Genomic DNA, 18,209 nt, shown 5'->3' on the forward strand with positions numbered 1-18,209 from the left:
CGGGCAGGTTCCGGGGACCATCGGTGCGATGTGACGGCCCGAGGGCGTCGTCGGGGGTGGTGACGGTCTGACGACCGCGAGTCGACGACTCGTGTACGGTTCGCCGCCGCCGGTCCCCCGGGGCCGACCGCTCCCCGGGCCGTCGCGCCCCGGGGGCCGACAGACCTGGGCCGTCCGGGGCCAACAGGCCCCGCCCGCGCGGGCCGTGCGGGCCCGGAAGGGGTCCTTCGGCGCCCGCGCCCGGCATGGCCCAGGCGTGAGAGTGGTCGAAGGAAGCGGCTTCCCCGCGAAACCGCTCCCGCTTCAGCGCCGCCGCACTCGCATGGCGGCCCTTGACGACGGAGGCAGACCACCATGACCCGACAGGACGCGCGGACCCGCGCCACGGCCGGCCCAGAGTTTCCGTCCGACACCGCGGTCGCCGTGAACCAACTGGTCACGGCCGGTCTGAAGGCGCTCGACGACTACGAGTCCCTGACCCAGGAGCAGATCGACCACATCGTGAAGAAGGCGTCGGTCGCGGCCCTGGACCAGCACACCGGCTTGGCCCGCTTGGCGGTCGAGGAGACCGGACGCGGGATCTTCGAGGACAAGGCGGCCAAGAACACGTTCGCGTGCGAGCACGTCACGCACAGCATGGGCCACATGAAGACCGTCGGGGTCATAGCCCGCGACGACATCGAGGACATGATCGAGATCGCTGAGCCGGTGGGCGTGGTGGCGGCGGTCACCCCCGTCACCAACCCGACCTCCACCACGATCTTCAAGGCCTTGCTGGCACTGAAGACCCGTAACCCGGTCGTGTTCGCCTTCCACCCCGCAGCCCAGCGGTGCAGCGCCGAGGCGGCGCGCGTCGTCCGTGACGCGGCCGTCGCCGCGGGCGCGCCGGAGCACTGCGTACAGTGGGTCGAAGCCCCGTCGGTCGAGGCGACCAGCACCCTGATGCGGCACCCCGGCGTCTCGCTGATCCTCGCCACCGGCGGCAACGCCATGGTGAAGGCGGCCTATTCGGCGGGCAAGCCGGCCCTCGGGGTCGGTGCCGGCAACGTCCCCGCCTATGTGCACCGGAGCGCGAAGCTGCGCCGGGCCGTCAACGACCTGGTCCTGTCGAAGTCGTTCGACAACGGGATGATCTGCGCCTCCGAGCAGGCCGTCATCCTCGACGCCGACATCTACGACGCGGCCCTCGCCGAGTTCCGTGGCCTCCACGCCCACCTCGCGACCGCCGAGGAGAAGGCGAGACTGGAGACATTCCTCTTCCCCGCGTCCGGCGGCTCCGGCGCGGGCTGCGAGCCGAAGGTCAACGCCGCCGCCGTCGGACAGAGCCCGGAGTGGATCGCCGAGCAGGCGGGCTTCGCCGTGCCCGCCGGCACCTCCCTCATCCTGGTCGAGGCCGAACGGGTCGGCGCGGACGAGCCGTTGACGCGCGAGAAGCTCTGCCCGGTCCTGGCCGTGCTGCGTGCCGAGGACGAGCGCCACGGTTTCGACCTGGCGGCCGACATGGTCGCCTTCCACGGCCAGGGCCACAGCTCGGTCATCCACACCGAGGACCGCGCCCTGGCGGAGGCGTACGGCAAGCGGATGAAGACGGTACGTGTCATCGTCAACGCCCCGTCCTCGCAGGGGGCGATCGGCGGAATCTACAACGGCCTGCTGCCCTCGCTCACACTGGGCTGCGGTTCCTGGGGCAGCACGTCGGTGTCGAACAACGTCTCCGCCGCCCAGCTGCTGAACATCAAGCGGGTCTCCACCCGCCGCAACAACCTCCAGTGGTTCAAGGTCCCGCCGAAGATCTACTTCGAGCCGCAGGCCATCCGCTACCTGACCTCCATGCCGGACGTCCACCGCGTCACGATCGTCACCGACGCCACGATGACCCGCCTGGGGTTCGTCGACCGGATCAGCCGTGTCCTGCAACAGCGCCGCGAACCGGTCATCCTCCAGATCATCGACAACGTCCAGCCCGAGCCCAGCATCGACTCCGTCGAGGAAGGCGCCCGCCTGATGCGGGAGTTCCGCCCCGACACGATCATCGCGCTCGGCGGCGGCTCCCCCATGGACGCCGCCAAGGTCATGTGGCTGCTGTACGAGCAGCCGGACATCGACTTCGCCGACATGCGACAGAAGTTCTCCGACATCCGCAAGCGCGCCTTCCGCTTCCCGACGCTGGGCAAGCTGGCCCGTCTGGTCTGCGTTCCCACGACCTCCGGCACCGGTGCGGAAGTCACCCCGTTCGCCGTCATCTCCGACCCGGCGACCGGCAAGAAGTACCCGCTGGCCGACTACGCACTCACGCCGAGCGTGGCCATCGTCGACCCGCTGCTCACCACCGCGCTGCCCCCGGAGCTCGCCGCCGACAGCGGCTTCGACGCCCTCACCCACGCCATCGAGGCGTACGTCTCCGTCTACGCCAACGACTTCACCGACGGCCTCGCCCTGCACGCGATCCGTCTCGTCTTCGGCAACATCGAGGCGGCGGTGACCGACCGCGACGGAGCGCCGGAGGCACGGGAGAAGATGCACAATGCCGGCACCATCGCGGGCATGGCCTTCGGCAACGCCTTCCTCGGCATCGTCCACGCCATGTCCCACACCCTCGGCGCCACCTTCCATGTCGCCCACGGGCGCACCAACGCGATCCTGCTGCCGCACGTCATCCGCTACAACGGGACCGTTCCGACGAAGCTGACGGGCTGGCCCAAGTACGAGAGCTACCGCGCCCCCGAGCGCTTCCAGGACATCGCCCGCACCCTCGGCCTGCCCGCCACCACCCCCGGCCGAAGGCGTGGAATCGCTCGCACGGGCTGTCGAACAGCTCCGGGACGCCGTCGGCATCGAGCCGACGTTCCGGGCGCTGGGCGTCGATGAGCGTTCCTACCTGGACGCCCTTCCGCGGCAGGCTCTCAACGCCTACGAGGACCAGTGCGCACCCGCCAACCCGCGGATGCCGATGCTGGACGACATGCAGGGGATCATGCGCGCGGCATACCACGGCTGAGGGTGGCCTTTCCGGACGGGGCGGGGTGGCCCCGTCCGGAAAGGCACGGCAGGTCCAGCCGCTTCGGTCCGAGGAGACCGGGGCGGCTGGACCGCATCACGTCGGCCCACCTTGAGGTGGCCTCCATTCAGCGAGGAGAGCCGGCCGGCTCCGGATCATCGGTAGTGCCGCCGTGTCACTGACCCGCAAGTCCACGGCCACCAGGGCGCCGGCCCGTCGGCCACAACGTCGAGCCGCACGGGCGGCCTGCACGTCGAACCCCCGGGACACCGTCGTGCCGACCGCTCGGCCTGCACGCCCGTACAGTAGCGGCCACCGCTTGTGCGGCACGGCGGCATCACGCCTCCCGGGGGATGCCCGGGCTCCAAGCCCGTGGTGACCCACACCCTCGTGGCCATCGGACTGCCGCGACCTTCGAGGACCTCGCCGACTTCACGCGGGTCTGGCAGATCTGCGTCTTCCCGGTTCGGCCGACCGGCCGCCTGAACGTCGGGCGTTCCTGTGCGCCCAGGGAGCAGTCGGAGGGGGCCGGGTGATCCCGGCCCCCTCCGGACGCCTCCCGCAGGTCGTTTCGCTGTGCGCGTGGTGCGTGTGCGGACGCCGCTGTCACACGGCGTCGGGCACGATCGCCACAGGGCATGCGGCGTGGTGCAGGAGGCGATGCGCGACCCGCCCCAGATGGGGTCCCAGGTGTTTCGGGTGGCGGCGGCCGATGACCAGCAGACCGGCCTCGTGGGAGGCGGCAAGCAGCACCTTGCCGGCCGGGCCCTCGGTGGTGCGCCGCCGCAGCTTCACGTCGAGCGGGGCGTCAGCGAGAGCCGCCTCCAGTTGCTCGACGGCGCGGTCCTCGTGCAGGCGCTCCGGCTGGCCCGCGAGCAGCGGGTGGTCGGCCGTCTCGTGCGAGGGGCACCGCCAGGCCCGTACGGCCTCCACCGGGACCGCGTGCAGCCGTGCCTCCTCGTAGGCGAACCGCACCGCGGGCGTCGGCCCGTCGGTCACGCCGAGGACCACGGGGGCGGACAGTCGGCCGGCGGTCCGGTCGTCCCGATCGCCCCGGACCACGACGACCGGGCAGTGGGCGTGGGTGGCCACGGACAGGCTGACGGAGCCGAGCAGGGCGTCGGCGAGCGCCCCACGCCCTCGCGTGCCCACGACCACGGCCGAGGCGTTGCGGCTCTCGTGGATCAGGACGTACTCGGCTTCCTCCGTCACGACCGCGGTCGTGACCGCGAGGTCCGCCCGGCCACGAGCCCGCCGCTCGGCGACGCGCACGATCTCCTCGGGGCTCACCTGCGCGGACGGTTCGCCGAGTTCCCGGGCGAGCGCGGCGCCCTCGTACCGCTCCCACCGGGAGGCGTAGACCACATGCAGGGGCGCCCGGCGCAGCGCGGCCTCGTCGGCCGCCCAGTCGACGGCCCGCAGGCTGGATTCGGAGCCGTCGACGCCGACGACCAGGGGAAGCGACATGGTTCTTCAGCCTTCCGTGCCGAGGTCGAAGACGATACGGGCCTTGACCTGCCCGCTCAGGACCTCATCGATGGATTCGTTGACCGCGGTGAGCGGACGGGACTCCCGGATGACCTTCGTACGGCCGTCCGCGTGCAGCCGGAAGACCTCGGCGAGGTCCTGGCGGGTGCCGACGATGGAACCGATAACCGAGGTTCCGTTGAGCACGGTGTCGAAGATGGGGACCTGGATGGTGCCGTGCGGTGGCAGGGCGACCATCACGAGCTTTTCGCCGCGCCTGAGACCGGAGTTGACGGCTTCGAAGGCGGCCGGGCTGACGGCGAGGGCGAGCGCGGCGTGGGCGCCGCCGTGCCGCTTCAGCTCGGTGCCGACGTCCTGGGTGCGGGCGTCGATGACGATGTCGGCCCCCAGTTCGCGGGCGAGTGCGAGCTTGTCGTCGGTGCCGTCGATGGCGGCGACGGTGGCGCCGGCGATCTTCGCGTACTGCACCGCCAGGTGGCCCAGTCCGCCGACGCCCGATATCGCGACGAGCTGGGCGGGCCGGACCTCGGCCACCTTCAGGGCCTTGTACGTGGTGACGCCCGCGCAGGTCAGCGGGGCGGCGTCGAGGGCACTCACGCCGGCGGGCACCACCTGGGCGTAGTCCGCCCAGGCGAGCATCTTCTCCGCGTACCCGCCGTCGCAGCCGTAGCCGGTGTTGACCTGGCTCTCGCACAGGGTCTCCCAGCCGGACAGGCAGTGCTCGCAGCGCCCGCACGCCTTGCCGAGCCAGGGCACGGCCACTCGCTGCCCCACCGAGAGGTGGGTGACGCCGTCGCCGAGCTTCTCGACGAGGCCGACACCCTCGTGGCCGGGGACGAACGGCGGGGTCGGCTTGACCGGCCAGTCGCCGTGTGCGGCGTGGATGTCGGTGTGGCAGAGGCCTGACGCCTCGACACGGACACGGATCTGTCCGGGACCGGGTTCGGGGTCGGGGCGCTATTCGATGACCAGGGGTGCGCCGAACTTCCGTACGACTGCGGCCTTCATGTGTTTCTCCTTGTGCGCGTGCGGTCGGCCGTGCCGGTCAGCTGTGCGCCACGACGGCGACGGGAGCAGTGGCGTGGTGCATGACCGCGTGGGCGACCGCCCCGATGTGCACGCCCAGCGGATTGCGGCGCACGCGGCGGCCGACGACGACCAGTGAGGCGTCGTGGGAGGCGTCCACCAGTTGGTCGGCGGGACTGCCGAGACGGGACACCCCGGTCACCTCGACATCCGGGTACTTCTCCCGCCACGGACGCAGCGCCTCGGTGAGCGCGGCGGCGTGCTCGCGGGCGATGTCCTCGCTGGGGTCGTAACCGGCCGCCAGGCTGTACGCATAGGAGGACGGCGGGTACCAGGCTTGGAGGGCGGTCAGCGGAGCCTGGCGGCGGCGTGCCTCCTCGAAAGCGAAGCCGATCACGGTCTCGTCGGGACTGCGGGTGTCCAGACCCAGGACCACGGGCCGGAAGGCGGTGGCGGCCGATGGAACGCCGGCCGGGTCGGCGACGTGTTCGTCGGCGGCTTGTTCACCCGCTCGTACGAGGATCACGGGCACCTCGGTGCGAGCGACGACGGCCTGGCCGACGGACCCGATCAGGAATCCGGCGATGCCGCTCAGCGCGCGCGAACCGAGAACCAGAAGTTCCGCTTCACGTGCCGCTTCCAGGAGGTTCGTGGCCGGGGCTCCGGTGCGCTGTGTGGTGGTCACCTCGACGCCGGGGTGACGCCGGCGCAGACCGTCGGCGGCTTCGCGGGGTACGCGTCCGGTCCAGTGCTGGTGGGTCTCGGCGCCCAGCAGGGGGGCTTGGGCCATCGGTTCGGGCACCGGCTCCCAAACCTGAACCAGCTCCACCGCGGCGTTGCGGAGCGCCGCCTCGCGTGCGGCCCATTCGGCAGCGGCCAGGCTCTCGGTGGAGCCGTCGAGCCCTACGATGATCGTGCCGGGCATTGAGCCCACCTCCTGTGGTGTGTGTGCTGCTTCGAGCTTGTCGTTCGGCGATCTCCCGGTGCAGGGGTCGCTGGTCCCGGACGGGGGCCGACCGGCCCTTTCGGCCGGGCAACGCGGTGGGCCGCTGGGCGGACCCACCGTGTCGGTGACGTTCAGCGCAGCCACCCGTGATCGCGGACGATCGGGAGCCGGGCCCACAGCCGGCCGAGGCCCAGGGTGTCTCCGGCGGAGGCGGCGGCGAGGGCGACGAGCAGCACGGCGTAGACGAGGTGGTAGTCGGCGAACGGGTTGGTCGACATGCTCGGCGAGCCATCCGACAGGTGCTGGGCCGGTGGCCACTCGGCCACCCACATCAGCGCCATCATCACGGTGCCCGCCAGCGCCGTCAGGCGCAGGGCCACCCCGGCCGTCAGCGCGAGACCGATTCCGAGCAGACCGAGCATGAACAACCAGTCCGCCCAGGCGGCCCCTGCCCACGAGTGGAAGGTGGATTCCATCGGCCCGACGGCGACATGGCCGAGGAAGCCCTCGGTGGGCGAGCCACCGTCGACCCAGCCCTTGCCTGACTGGGTGGCATAGCCGAAACCGAAGGTCTTGTCGAGGAAGGCCCACAGGAAGACGAAGCCCATCAGGACGCGGGCCGAGGCGAAGACGTAGGCGCGGATCATGTGTGTGTCGGTGCGTGCCGCTGGGGCGGAGCCGGGTGCTGAGGCAGGGTGGTTCCTGCGGAAGGACGGCAGGTGAAATCCGTTGTTCCGGTTCGCGTGCTGGTCCACGGCCACGGTCGTGTTCCTTTCGGGGGACGGTCCGGTCGGCTTCTGGCGGCACTTACTCTCCTGGCCGACGGCGGGCCGTCACCGGGTGCGGATGGTCCACGGCCACGGGCTGAACGTCCCTTGGCGCGTGGGCCGTTCAGTCCGTCGCCGACGAACCGGGACCGTTCGGAGCAAGGCGGGGCCGTCCGGCCTCTCGCGCCCTCCGGCCCGTCGGGAGCAGCGTGGGGAGGCATCGATCGGCCCAGAGACGCTCTGGGTGTGGTCGGAAGGAGTTCCGATGAGTCTCACGACGCTCGACGTGCCCGTACTGGAGAAACTGATCGGTGCGGCGGTCGCCGCGCCGTCCCTGCACAACACCCAGCCCTGGCGGTTCCGGCTCGATGTGGAGACCCGCACGGTGCTGATCCACGCCGCGACGGACCGAGGACTGAGGCACACCGACCCCACGGGACGCGGCGTGCAACTGTCCGTGGGCTGCGCGGTCTTCAACCTGCGGGTGGCGGCTGCCCATTTCGGCTGGGAACCGGTTACCCGGCTGCTCCCCCGCCCTGAAAAGCCCGACCTGCTCGCTTCCGTACGACTGGCCGACAGCTCCCGGGCCTTCGCGGCACCCGGCCTCTACGAGGCATTGTGGCGTCGGCACAGCAGCCGCTTCCCCTTCTCCGGCCGACCGTTGCCCCCGGGCCTGCTCACAGAGCTGACCGAGGCAGCCCACACCGAAGGGGCCTGGCTCCACTTCCCTGACCCCCGGGAGACCGACGAGGTGCTGCGCACGACATGGGTGGCGGAGGACCGCAACCGGGTGGATGCCGACCGGGCAGCCGAGAGCCGCCGCTGGACGAGCGCTCCGCATCCCGCCTCACTGGGCCTGACCGCTGCGGCCCTGGGCCTTCAGGACGCCCTGGACCGAGTTCCGATGCGGGACTTCGGTGCCCACCGGCACCCGGTGGTCCTACCCGCCCGCCCGTACGAGACGCGGCGCACGCTCGCGGTGCTCCGTACCGCCCATGACCGGCGGACGGACTGGCTGAGGGCCGGTCAGGCGCTGGAGCGGGTACTGCTGGTGGCGACCGCGCACGGCGTGCGGTCGTCGCTCCTGCACCAGGCGCTGGAGTGGGCCGATCTGCGCGGACGGCTGGACCGTCTGCCCGCCGACGGTCGACGCGGTCACACGCAGATGGTGATCCGGCTGGGGTACGGCCCCGAGGGCCCCGTCACGCCGCGCCGCGCTGTGCGGGAGGTCCTGGACACCGGCGCGTGACGAGCCGAACGCGGTGTCGGCCCGAACGCCGCGGTCACCCACCCGTCTGCCTCCTCCGACGTCGCGCGGAGCACGCGACGCACCGCCGAGCAGGCGCGGTTCGGCCGGGCGCCGCCCGGTTCGGACAGCGCACGCACCCGCCTCGTACGGTCTCGGCTCCGCCGAACCCCATGCGCCTGGCTCCATGAGCCTGGTTCCCGCGCCCCCCGCTGCACGCTGACCGGTCCCCCGCGGTCTCAGTCAGCCGGTCTCCAGGACATCCGCCACCCGGCGGCGCGGGGTCGCCGGGCCTCTCGGTCCGTATCCGATCCGCAGCACCATCTGCACCTGGCCGTGGCCCGAGGCCGGGTCACGGGCCAGCAGGCGCAGCCCGGGGATCTCCAGGGCGTGGGAGGTCAGGGAGGTGGCCAGGTCCGCGAGGGTGGCTTCCAGAAGGACACGCTCCAGTGCCTGGCCGGCGCGCAGCCAGTCGGCGGGACTGTCGCCGGGAGTGCTGAGCAGGACCAGGTGCGGAATCTGCTCGAAGGAGGTCGTGCCGCGGTCGGCCACCCGGCGGCGCCCGGCGAAGTCCCGGACAGGAGCCTGGCCGCCCCGTTTGCGGGGCCCGAACGCGTACTCGGGAACGCCGTCCACGGCGATGTCCGCCTCGTCCCCGAGCCGGGTCCAGCGCACCAGGTCTTCGTTGGCGTCGGGGTCCAGGATGTCGCGGCTTTCCGCGTCGCGCACCAGGTCGAGCACGGTCTCCGCGTGCCAGGAGTCGGGGAACGACAGCTCGGCTCCCTCCTGCGCGGCAGCGTCCCGCAGGACGGTCCGAACATCCTCGGGCAGCTCCTTGTCGGCGAAGGGATGCCGGCTGGTGTGCCGCTGCCGGATCGCGGGATGCAGCCGCGCCAGGTCGTCGTCCTGCGGACGCTCGGCCGGGTCAGCCAGGTGCACGGAGGCGAGCAACGCGGGATCCTGCGGGTCGGGCAGCAATCGCGTCTCCGGGCGGAGGTCCGCGTGCGCGGCGGCGACGCGCAGATTGAGCAACGCCGCGCCGCAGCCGATGTGCAGCGCACGGTTGTCAGGATCGGAGTGCGGCATGGCCCGCTCCGGATCGGCGTACAGCCGCAGGAGGCGCTCGCCCGCCAGGAAGCGGAAGCGCCACGGCTGAGCGTTGTGCATGGACGGGGCCGCCGTGGCCTGGGCCACCAGGCTCACCACCGTCTTGTCGTCGAGTCGAGAGGCCATGGCACTTCCTCGCAGGCTGGGGTTGCGACGGGGCCTGTCTGTCGGGTGTCCGACAGACAAAGCGTACACACGCGCGCCCCGCTTCACTTCGGCGAGGAACCTTCTGCCGCCCGCGCTCTCTCGCCTTCCGGAACCGGACGGTCACGAGATTCCACGGCGCAGTTGAGCTGTCTTCGGGCGATGGGCGCCACCGTGAAACCGGCGGGTGCAGCGCGGGACCGATGGCCTCCACGACGACCCCGGACGGCTCTCGTGACGGGGGCCGCCGATGGCGACGCTGACAGCAGGCCAGACCCGGGCGCGAGCGGTGGTCGTCAGCCGTCCCACACCCTGCGGCTACGCCCTCTTGACGGCCGACAGGTATTCGACCGTTCCGGCCCGGCACGGTCGGCGTGGAATCGAGTGAACCGGAGGTGCTGTCGTGACCACTTTCCTGGTGGCGGCGTTCCTGATCGTGCACGGGCTGCTGCACATAGGCGTGTGGACGGCGCCGCAGCGGCCCGACAAGGCGTCCCCGTTCGACCCGGGGCACTCACGGGCCCTGGCCGCCTCCCATGTCCTGCCCTCCCTGGCCCGAGGCACAGCCCTGGCGCTCGCCTGGTACACAGCGGTCGTCTACGCCGTCGCCGGTGCCGGGGTGCTCGCCGGCAGCGAATGGTGGCCCACGGCGGCTGTCGTCGCCGCCGGGGTCGGCCTTGTCCTCAAGGCGGTGTGGTTCGACCCGTGGCTCAGCGTCGGCGTGCTGCTGGATGTGGGCGTCATCGTGGCCGTGGCCTGCACGTGGCCCGCTTCCGCGTACTGAGTTCGAGCAGGGTTCGACGCACGGCACGGGCTCGCAGGACCGACGACGCCCAGCGCGGCCCGGTCCGGTCCGGCTTCACCATGTTCATACGGCGAAAGGGCCGCCAGGAGAGCGTCCCGGTGCCGAGCGGCCCCACCGCGAAACGGGTTGCGGGACCGATGCTCCTGAACCCAGGGGGCCACTCGGCCCTCCTTCGTCCAGAGCCCTGCAACAGCGCCGAATGGCGCTCGGACGCCTGCTAGACAGAAGATGCCGCCCGACGCGATGCGGCGCCCTTCCCCCCTCCTCGTTCCCTCTCTCATCCCTGCCCGGGAGGCCTCATGCTGTCCGCAGAATCCGCCGCCGTGATCCGTTCCACCCTTCCCGCCGTGGCCGGAGCGCTAGACGAGATCACTGCCCGCTTCTACGGTGCGATGTTCCGCGACCGGCCGGAACTTCTCGACGGAATGTTCAACCGCGGCAACCAGGCCAGTGGGGCCCAACGCCGCGCACTGGCCGGGTCGATAGCCGGGTTCGCGACGGCGCTGCTCGCCGATCCGGACACCCGCCCCGACACACTGCTGGACCGGATCGCGCACAAGCACGCCGCGGTCGGCGTCACCGACGACCAGTACACGATCGTGCACAAGTACCTGTTCGGGGCGATCGCCGAGGTCCTCGGCGACGCCGTCACCCCGGAGGTGGCGGCCGCCTGGGACGAGGTGTACTGGCTGATGGCGGGCGCCCTGATCAGTCGTGAGGCCCGCCTGTATCAGGACGTCGGCGTGCGTCCTGGCGAGGTGTGGCGGGACTGGACGGTCGTCGGGCGCCGCGTCGAGACCCCGGACGTGGTGTCCTTCCTGCTCCGCCCGGCCGACGGTCGGCCGGCGCCGCGAGCTCGGGCGGGCCAGTACGTGAGCGTGCGGGTTCTGATGGCCGACGGAGTGCACCAGTTGCGGCAGTACAGCCTGTCCTCCGATCCAGGCGGGGACCTGCGGCGGATCACGGTGAAGCGGGTCGCCTCGACGGCCGACACCCCCGCCGGCGAGGTCTCCAACATGCTGCACGACCAGGTCCGTGAGGGCGACGAGCTGGCGCTCTCCGTGCCTTTCGGTGATGTCTTTCTCGACGACCCGGACGACGCCACCACTCCGCTCGCCCTGATCTCCGCCGGCATCGGCGGCACTCCCATGACCAGCGTCCTGGCCCATCTCACCGCCCACGCCTCGACCCGCCCGGTGCTGGTCCTGCACGCCGACCGGTCCCCCGTCGACCATGCCCTGCGCGCCGAGACGGGCAGGCTGGTCGGACAACTGCCGGGCGCCCGTGCCGTTTTCTGGTACGAGCACCCCGGCGCGGAGGAACCTGGCGCCCGCGAGGGTCTGATGAACCTCGACGGCATCGAACTGCCCCGGAACGCCTCGGTGTTCCTGTGCGGCCCGCTGCCGTTCATGCGCGGCGTCCGCGCACAGCTGCTGGCCGCCGGCGTTCCGGCACGGCGTATCCGCTACGAGGTCTTCGGCCCCGACCTGTGGCTGCCCGGCCCGGATGCCTGAACTGTCCCCCTCCGCACAACGCCGGACCGACCCGTCTCAGCACGGCGCCGAACGGCCACGTCAAGAGGGCCGGTCGGCCCTCCCCCCGCACCGGCCGACGACGCCACGCTGAGCCGACGGAGCAGCGGCCCACACGGTCGCGCTACGCCCCATAAAACGTTTGCGAAAGGTATGCGATGACCCCCGCGATCACCGTAGGAGTGGACGGCTCTCCCGAGAGCCTGGCGGCGGTTGACTGGGCCGCCGACGAGGCCGCGCTCCATGGAGCACCACTGCGTCTGGTGCACGCCTGGCTCTGGCAGCCCCTCGACGTGCCCCTCGTGCAGGATCCGGAGGAGCCGGCGAAGTCCGCCCGCGGCATTCTGCGGGAGGCCGAGACCCGAGCGGCAGGCCGGCACCCCGACCTGCGGTGCACCTCAGAAGTGGTGTCGGACACCGCCGTTGCCGCCCTGCTGCGCGAGGCCGAGCACGCCGAAACGCTGATCCTCGGTTCACGTGGGCACGGCGCCCTCCTCGGGTTCCTGCTGGGTTCGTACGGTCAGCAGGTGATCGCCACCGCCTCCTGCCCGGTCGTCTCCGTCCGTGTCCCGCGGGGCGGCGCTTTGCCGGACAGGGGTGACGTCCTGGTGGGGCAGCAGGGCTCCGCGGAGGACAGTGCCGAGGTGCTGGGCTTCGCCTTCCGGGCAGCGGCGGCGCGAGGTGCCGCGGTACGCGCGGTACGGGCGTGGAGCCTGCCGCCCGTCTACGCCTACAGCCCGGGCTCGCTGCGGCTGGCGGACGAGGCGGGTGGGCTGGTGCAGTACGAGGAGAAGGCCCTGCGGGAGGCACTCGCGCCCTGGCGCGACCGGTTCCCCGATGTCCCGGTGATCGAGCATGTCGAGCTGGGCAGCGGCGGACAGGTGCTGCTCGCGGCGGCTCCCGGCGCGCGACTCCTCGTTGTCGGCCGACGGGCCCGCCGTTCGCCTGTGGGGGCCCGCATCGGCTCCGTGGCGCACGCCGTCCTGCATCACGCGCCCTGCCCCGTGGCCGTCGTGCCCCACGCCTGAGGCACCGGCCTCGCCCCGCCCTCTGTCTCGTGGAAGGAAGCCCATGACCGTCTCGCCCATCGTCCGCATCACCCCCATCCACCTGACGGCCGGGGCACGGTGCGACGGAGTGACGGGCCTGGCGCTCGAAGGAGAGCTCGACCTCGACACCGTCGCGCGCATCGAGCCCGAGCTGATGCTGGTGACGGCGGGGGGCGGGACGGAGGTCGTCCTGGACCTGGCGGGCGTCACCTTCTGCGACACCTCCGGGGTGAAACTGCTCCTGCGCCTCCACCGGCGATGCGCGGCAGACGGCGTCCGGCTCCGTCTGTGCCACATTCCGCGTCGGCCGGGACAGGTGATGCGCACTCTCGGTGTGGACCGCACGATTCCGTGTGCGTTCATCTGAGGGCGACCACGTGCGCATCACGCGGGTCCACGAGGAGGCCCGCCCTAAGGTCCGTTCGGCCCTAGACCCGATGGACGCGCACAGGAACGCTTGACGTCAGGCCGAGACTGATTCGACACACAGCCGCTGTGAAGGATGCGCACGATGAACGAGTACGCGGACTACGCGGGAGATCCCCGCGAAGTGCCGCCCCGCCACCTGGTCTCCCTGTCCCGGACCGACGCACTGCGGCTCCTGGGCGGCGTCTCGCTGGGACGCATCGTGTTCACCCATCAGGCGCTGCCCGCGGTACGTCCCGTCAACCACTGCCTCGACGGCGACGACGTCATCGTCTCCCTCCACGACGGCACGACGCTCGCCTCGCTCACGGCACCCGCCGAGGGGCCAGGGCTCGTCGTGGCATACGAAGCCGATGCGATCGATCCCGAGACCCACCTCGGCTGGAGTGTGGTCGTCACCGGATACGCGCGCCCGGTGACGCATCCCGACGAGTTGGACCACTACCGGTCCGTGCTGCGGCCGTGGGTGGCGGGGGCCATGCAGCATGCCCTTCGTATCCAGCCCGACCTCGTCACCGGCTTCCGGCTGACCGATCAGTTCCCGACGGGGAGACCAGCACCCTTCGAAGGGACGCCCACCACCGCGGCCGCGACTCCGCCCCGCGCCTGAGGCAAAGGGCGGCACGCCGCGAGGCGTCATGCGTTGTCGGCGGCGTCCAAGGGGGCACGCCACACGAGTCGGGTGCCCTTCCCTGCCGACCCTTCGATCTTGAAGGTGCCGCCGACCGCACTCGCCCGTTCCGCGAGGTTCCCCAGACCACTGTGCCGGCCCCCCTCGGGGATTCCCTTGCCGTTGTCCGTCACCGTCAGGACGACCTCGTCGGTGGTGGCTTGCACACTGACCTCCACCCGCGTGGCGTGCGCGTGCCGGGCCGCGTTGCTGAGCGCCTCCGTGAGGGCCGCCATGACGTGGTCGGCCACCTGCACGGGCACATCGGTGTCCAGGAGCCCCTCCATGCTCAGCCGGGGCGGATAGCCGAGCGCCGACCCGGCTTCCCCGACCGCTCGGGCGACCTGGGCGCGCAGGCTGGGGGCGGTGCCCTCGTCGCGGGTACGGAGGCCGAAGATCGTCGAGCGAATGATCTTGATGGTCTCGTCCAGGTCCCCGACGGCCCGTTCGACCCTTTCCGCGGCTCCCTTGTGCTCGACCAGTCGCGCGGCGCTCTGCAGGGTCATGCCGGTCGCGAAGAGCCGCTGGATGGCAAGATCGTGCAGGTCGCGGGCGATGCGGTCCCGGTCCTCCAGCAGGGTGAGCTGCTCGGCGTCGTGACGACGCTCGGCGAGCTCCAGGGCCAGTGCCGCCTGACCGGCGAAGGCGAGCAGGGGGGCGAGCTCCTCGTCGGTGAAGAGCGGCCCGTCCGCGGAGCGCGCCAGGAGGAGTACGCCGCGGGTGTCCTCACCCCCGGTGCCCAGCGGCACGGCCACCGCGGGTCCCAAGCCGTCGAAACGGCGGGGCCCGAAGTGGAACCGCGTGTCGTCCGCCAGGACGGCGGAGGTGACAGGGGTGCCGGACTCGTAGGCGGCGCCGGACAGAGTGCCGACCACGGGTACGACCAGACCTCGCCGCTCGCTCTCGTCCCCCCCGATCGCCAGCTCGACGACAAGGTCGTCGGTTCCCGCGACCGGTACCGACACGTCCGCGAGGCGTGTTCCGGTGATCTCCTGGGCGCGGCGGGCGATCAGTTCGAGGACCTGGAGACGAGGACTGCCGGAGAGCAGGTGATTGGTGATCTCCGCACTGGCCTGCAGCCAGCGCTGCTGACGCTGCGAATTCTGGTACAGCCGGGCGTTGTCGATGGCCACGCCGGCGGCCACGGAGAGGGTGGAGATCACTGCCTCGTCCTCGGCGTCGAAGTCCTGCCCGCCCCGCTTGTCGGTCAGGTACAGGTTGCCGAAGACCTCGTCGCGGACCCGGATCGGCACGCCCAGGAAGGACCGCATCGGCGGGTGGTGCGCCGGGAAGCCGTACGACGCCTCGTGAGCGCCGAGATCGCGCAGCCGCAGCGGTTCGGGGTTGTGGATGATCTCGCCGAGCAGGCCGTGTCCGGCCGGCAGGTGGCCGATCTCGGCGATCTCCTCCTCAGAGAGTCCCGTGGTCAGGAACTGCGACAGCGTCCGGCCGTCAGGACCGATGACGCCCAGCGCGCCGTAACGTGCGTCCACGAGCTGCGCGGCGGCCTCGACGATGCGACGCAGCACCTGAGCCAGGTCCAGTTCCCGGCCCACCGAGACGACGGCTTCCAGCAGGCTGTGAACGCGGTCCCGCGTCCCGCGTGCGGCGTTGATGCGCGCCTGCAGTTCCTCCAACAGCTCATCGAGCCGCATCTGAGGCATCCGCGACAGCGGTTCCTCCACGCCCACAACCCCCTCCTCGGTCCGCAGTACCCCGCCCCTCTCCAGCCTATCCACTGGCACCGATGCTGTGGGAACGCGGAGGTGGAGCCGACGTGATCCGCGGGAATCCCGGAGTCGGCGGACACGGCGGCATGGTGACCCGCGTGGGCACGGCAGACCGGTCCCCTGGAGGGGGCGGGCCCCGAGCGGCTCTACCTACGCGTGGGCGGCATGGAGATGCCGTTCTGTGGCCGCTCCGTCAGTTGGGTGGCCAGCACGGCGGCCTGCACACGGCGCTCCACTCCCAACTTGGCCAGCAGGCGGGAGATGTTGTTCTTGACGGTCTTCTCGGACAGATAGAGCCGCTTGCCGATCTCCCGGTTGGTCAACCCCTCCCCCACCAGCGCGAGGATGTCCCGTTCCCGCTCCGTCAACCCGGCGAGGGCGGACGGCTGCTCCTCCTTCTGCCGGTCACCGCCCCGCAGCCGGGCCATCACGCGCGCGGTCGCTCCGGGGTCCAGGAGGGACTGTCCCGCGGCCACGGTGCGTACGGCGGAGACAAGGTCCGTGCCGGTGATCTGCTTGAGGACATATCCCGACGCGCCGGCCATGATCGCGTCGAGGAGTGCCTCCTCGTCGTCGAAAGAAGTCAGCATCAGGCAGGAGAGCTCCGGCATTTGCGAGCGGAGTTCACGGCAGACGCTCACTCCGTCTCCGTCGGGCAGGCGAACGTCCAGTACGGCCACATCGGGACGGAGGGCGGGGACGCGCACAAAGGCCTGCTCCGCGGTGCCCGCCTCTCCGACCACGGTCAGGTCCGGCTCGGCATCCAGCAGGTCGTGCACCCCTCGACGCACGACCTCGTGGTCGTCGAGGAGAAAGACCTTGATCGGCTCTCGCGCCGCGCCGCCGGTGCCGGCGGTGTTGTCCGTCATCAAACAGCTCCGTCATTCCTGGTCTGCCCCCGAAGTGGGGCGCACTGGCAGCATGTATCCGGCCAGGGTCGAAAGACCAGGGCCGGATGGCCCGCTTTCCCCTTACGTATGCTCCGTTCACCGTGGCCCTACTCCTGCGACGTTCCGTAATAGGGGGTCTGCAGGAATAGGGGTCTGCATGCTCTCCTCCAGGCTGCGGAACGACTGTGGCGACGTCGTCACACGCACGGTGCCGGTCTCGGGCGCTGCTTGGCCGGTTCGGGGGCCGTTCGGCCCTGTTGGTCGTGTCCGCTGAGTGGTGTACTGCAGGTGAAGCCAGGAACTGGCCCGAAATGGCGCGGAGAAGCGGTTCGGTACCGTGCACCGCGCAATCAGGGTCCGCGAGAAGCGGGCGCCAGTTCTTGGCTTCCGTCGATGCCGCCGCCATGGCCGAGAACCAGTCGTCGATGACCTCAAGTCCGGTCAGCCAGTGCGTGATCAGTACGGTGGCGTGCCCTCACAGCCGTGAGCACGCGGGCGCATGGGCCGGTCGGCCGCGCACAGAGGTCCACCGGCCTCTACAGACGTCCTCACCAGTCATCGGAAACTGGAGGGAAGAGACGTGCGCAGAAGGAGGCGGGAACCATGCGGCATCGTATGGTGAGCGACCTGATGACGACATCCGTCGCCCGCGTAAGCCGAGACACCAACTTCAAGGACATCGCCAAGCTGCTGGCCGAGTTCGACATCACGGCCGTTCCGGTCGTGGACGATGACGATCGTCCGGTCGGCGTGGTGTCCGAGGCGGATCTGCTCCGCAAAGAGGCAGCGCAGCTGGACCCGGTGGGGCTGATGTCCGCTCTGCGCCCGCAGCCCGCCGACCGGGCCAAGGCGGCGGCGACCACGGCCGAAGGCCTCATGAGCAGCCCGGTCATCACCGCACGGCCGCAGTGGACCGTGGTCGAGGCCGCACGCGTGATGCAGCAGGGCCGGGTCAAGCGGCTGCCCGTGGTGGACGAGGCGGGCCGGCTGGTCGGTGTGATCAGCCGTGCCGATCTGCTCCGCGTATTTCTGCGCAGGGACCAGGCCATCCGTGAGGAGATCGACCGGGACGTGCTCACGCACACCCTGGGCATCGCGCCCGGCGCGGTGACCGTCCATGTCGTCGACGGCCGCGTCTCGCTGAGCGGCACGGTCGCGCACAAGAGTCTCATCGCGGTCACCGTACGGCTGTGCCGAGGTGTGGACGGGGTGGTCGACGTATCCGACAGCCTGGACTACCGGGTTGATGACACCGACAGCCCGACCGCGCACCCCGGGTCGCGGCGCTCCCAGCTGTCGCCCTGAACGCAAGTCACCGGCCGGGTACCGGCGCGACCTTGAGCGCAAGGCATTCTCGTCATGCCAAGCGCCGCCGGTGACTGACC

General features: G+C 71.1%; 13 protein-coding genes and 2 pseudogenes. 8 read left to right on the top strand and 7 right to left on the bottom strand.

Annotated elements, in window-relative coordinates; translation table 11 throughout:
- The first annotated feature begins 354 nt into the window (after positions 1–354).
- A pseudogene (gene adhE / locus QBL25_RS00595) lies at positions 355–2,998 on the top strand (bifunctional acetaldehyde-CoA/alcohol dehydrogenase).
- 606 nt (positions 2,999–3,604) lie between these two features.
- Here adhE and QBL25_RS00600 read toward each other — a convergent pair.
- From QBL25_RS00600 to QBL25_RS00615, 4 genes and pseudogenes are all read right to left on the bottom strand, one after another.
- Positions 3,605–4,465 (bottom strand): universal stress protein, encoded by an 861-nt coding sequence (locus QBL25_RS00600; RefSeq protein WP_409054958.1) that lies wholly within the window; start codon positions 4,463–4,465, stop codon positions 3,605–3,607.
- Positions 4,466–4,471: 6 nt separating this feature from the next.
- Positions 4,472–5,494, bottom strand: a pseudogene (locus tag QBL25_RS00605) (zinc-dependent alcohol dehydrogenase).
- A gap of 37 nt (positions 5,495–5,531) precedes the next feature.
- Positions 5,532–6,437 (bottom strand): universal stress protein, encoded by a 906-nt coding sequence (locus tag QBL25_RS00610; protein WP_409054959.1) that lies wholly within the window; start codon positions 6,435–6,437, stop codon positions 5,532–5,534.
- Positions 6,438–6,589: 152 nt separating this feature from the next.
- Positions 6,590–7,219, bottom strand: a complete 630-nt coding sequence (locus QBL25_RS00615; protein ID WP_409054960.1) for a hypothetical protein — start codon at positions 7,217–7,219, stop codon at positions 6,590–6,592.
- 271 nt (positions 7,220–7,490) lie between these two features.
- Between QBL25_RS00615 and QBL25_RS00620 the strand changes: the two genes are divergently transcribed.
- Positions 7,491–8,474: an Acg family FMN-binding oxidoreductase gene (locus tag QBL25_RS00620; protein ID WP_409054961.1), complete on the top strand. Its 984-nt coding sequence runs from the start codon at positions 7,491–7,493 to the stop codon at positions 8,472–8,474.
- 240 nt (positions 8,475–8,714) lie between these two features.
- On the opposite strand, the gene QBL25_RS00625 is transcribed toward QBL25_RS00620, so the two are convergent.
- Positions 8,715–9,704: an Acg family FMN-binding oxidoreductase gene (locus tag QBL25_RS00625; RefSeq protein WP_409054962.1), complete on the bottom strand. Its 990-nt coding sequence runs from the start codon at positions 9,702–9,704 to the stop codon at positions 8,715–8,717.
- A gap of 421 nt (positions 9,705–10,125) precedes the next feature.
- On the opposite strand from QBL25_RS00625, the gene QBL25_RS00630 reads away from it, so the two are divergent.
- The 5 genes from QBL25_RS00630 (at position 10,126) to QBL25_RS00650 (ending at position 14,144) form a co-directional block, all read left to right on the top strand.
- On the top strand, positions 10,126–10,506 hold the full coding sequence (locus QBL25_RS00630; RefSeq protein WP_409054963.1) for a hypothetical protein: 381 nt from the start codon (positions 10,126–10,128) through the stop codon (positions 10,504–10,506).
- A gap of 320 nt (positions 10,507–10,826) precedes the next feature.
- Positions 10,827–12,041: a globin domain-containing protein gene (locus QBL25_RS00635; protein WP_409054964.1), complete on the top strand. Its 1,215-nt coding sequence runs from the start codon at positions 10,827–10,829 to the stop codon at positions 12,039–12,041.
- Positions 12,042–12,217: 176 nt separating this feature from the next.
- Positions 12,218–13,087 carry a universal stress protein gene (locus QBL25_RS00640; protein ID WP_409054965.1) on the top strand — a complete coding sequence of 290 codons (870 nt, stop codon included), beginning with the start codon at positions 12,218–12,220 and terminating at the stop codon, positions 13,085–13,087.
- 43 nt (positions 13,088–13,130) lie between these two features.
- On the top strand, positions 13,131–13,475 hold the full coding sequence (locus QBL25_RS00645) for an STAS domain-containing protein (RefSeq protein ID WP_409054966.1): 345 nt from the start codon (positions 13,131–13,133) through the stop codon (positions 13,473–13,475).
- 144 nt (positions 13,476–13,619) lie between these two features.
- The gene (locus tag QBL25_RS00650) at positions 13,620–14,144 is read left to right on the top strand and encodes a pyridoxamine 5'-phosphate oxidase family protein (protein WP_409054967.1); all 525 of its coding nucleotides are present in this window, start codon (positions 13,620–13,622) and stop codon (positions 14,142–14,144) included.
- Between the two features lie 26 nt (positions 14,145–14,170).
- On the opposite strand, the gene QBL25_RS00655 is transcribed toward QBL25_RS00650, so the two are convergent.
- Positions 14,171–15,895 (bottom strand): GAF domain-containing protein, encoded by a 1,725-nt coding sequence (locus QBL25_RS00655; RefSeq protein ID WP_409054968.1) that lies wholly within the window; start codon positions 15,893–15,895, stop codon positions 14,171–14,173.
- Between the two features lie 185 nt (positions 15,896–16,080).
- Positions 16,081–16,803, bottom strand: a complete 723-nt coding sequence (locus tag QBL25_RS00660) for a response regulator (RefSeq protein ID WP_409054969.1) — start codon at positions 16,801–16,803, stop codon at positions 16,081–16,083.
- 624 nt (positions 16,804–17,427) lie between these two features.
- Between QBL25_RS00660 and QBL25_RS00665 the strand changes: the two genes are divergently transcribed.
- Positions 17,428–18,129 (top strand): CBS domain-containing protein, encoded by a 702-nt coding sequence (locus QBL25_RS00665; RefSeq protein WP_409054970.1) that lies wholly within the window; start codon positions 17,428–17,430, stop codon positions 18,127–18,129.
- Positions 18,130–18,209: the final 80 nt, after the last annotated feature.

Origin of the sequence: Streptomyces sp. SYP-A7185, from assembly GCF_046103685.1 — a bacterium.
Classification (GTDB): Bacteria; Actinomycetota; Actinomycetes; order Streptomycetales; family Streptomycetaceae; genus Streptomyces.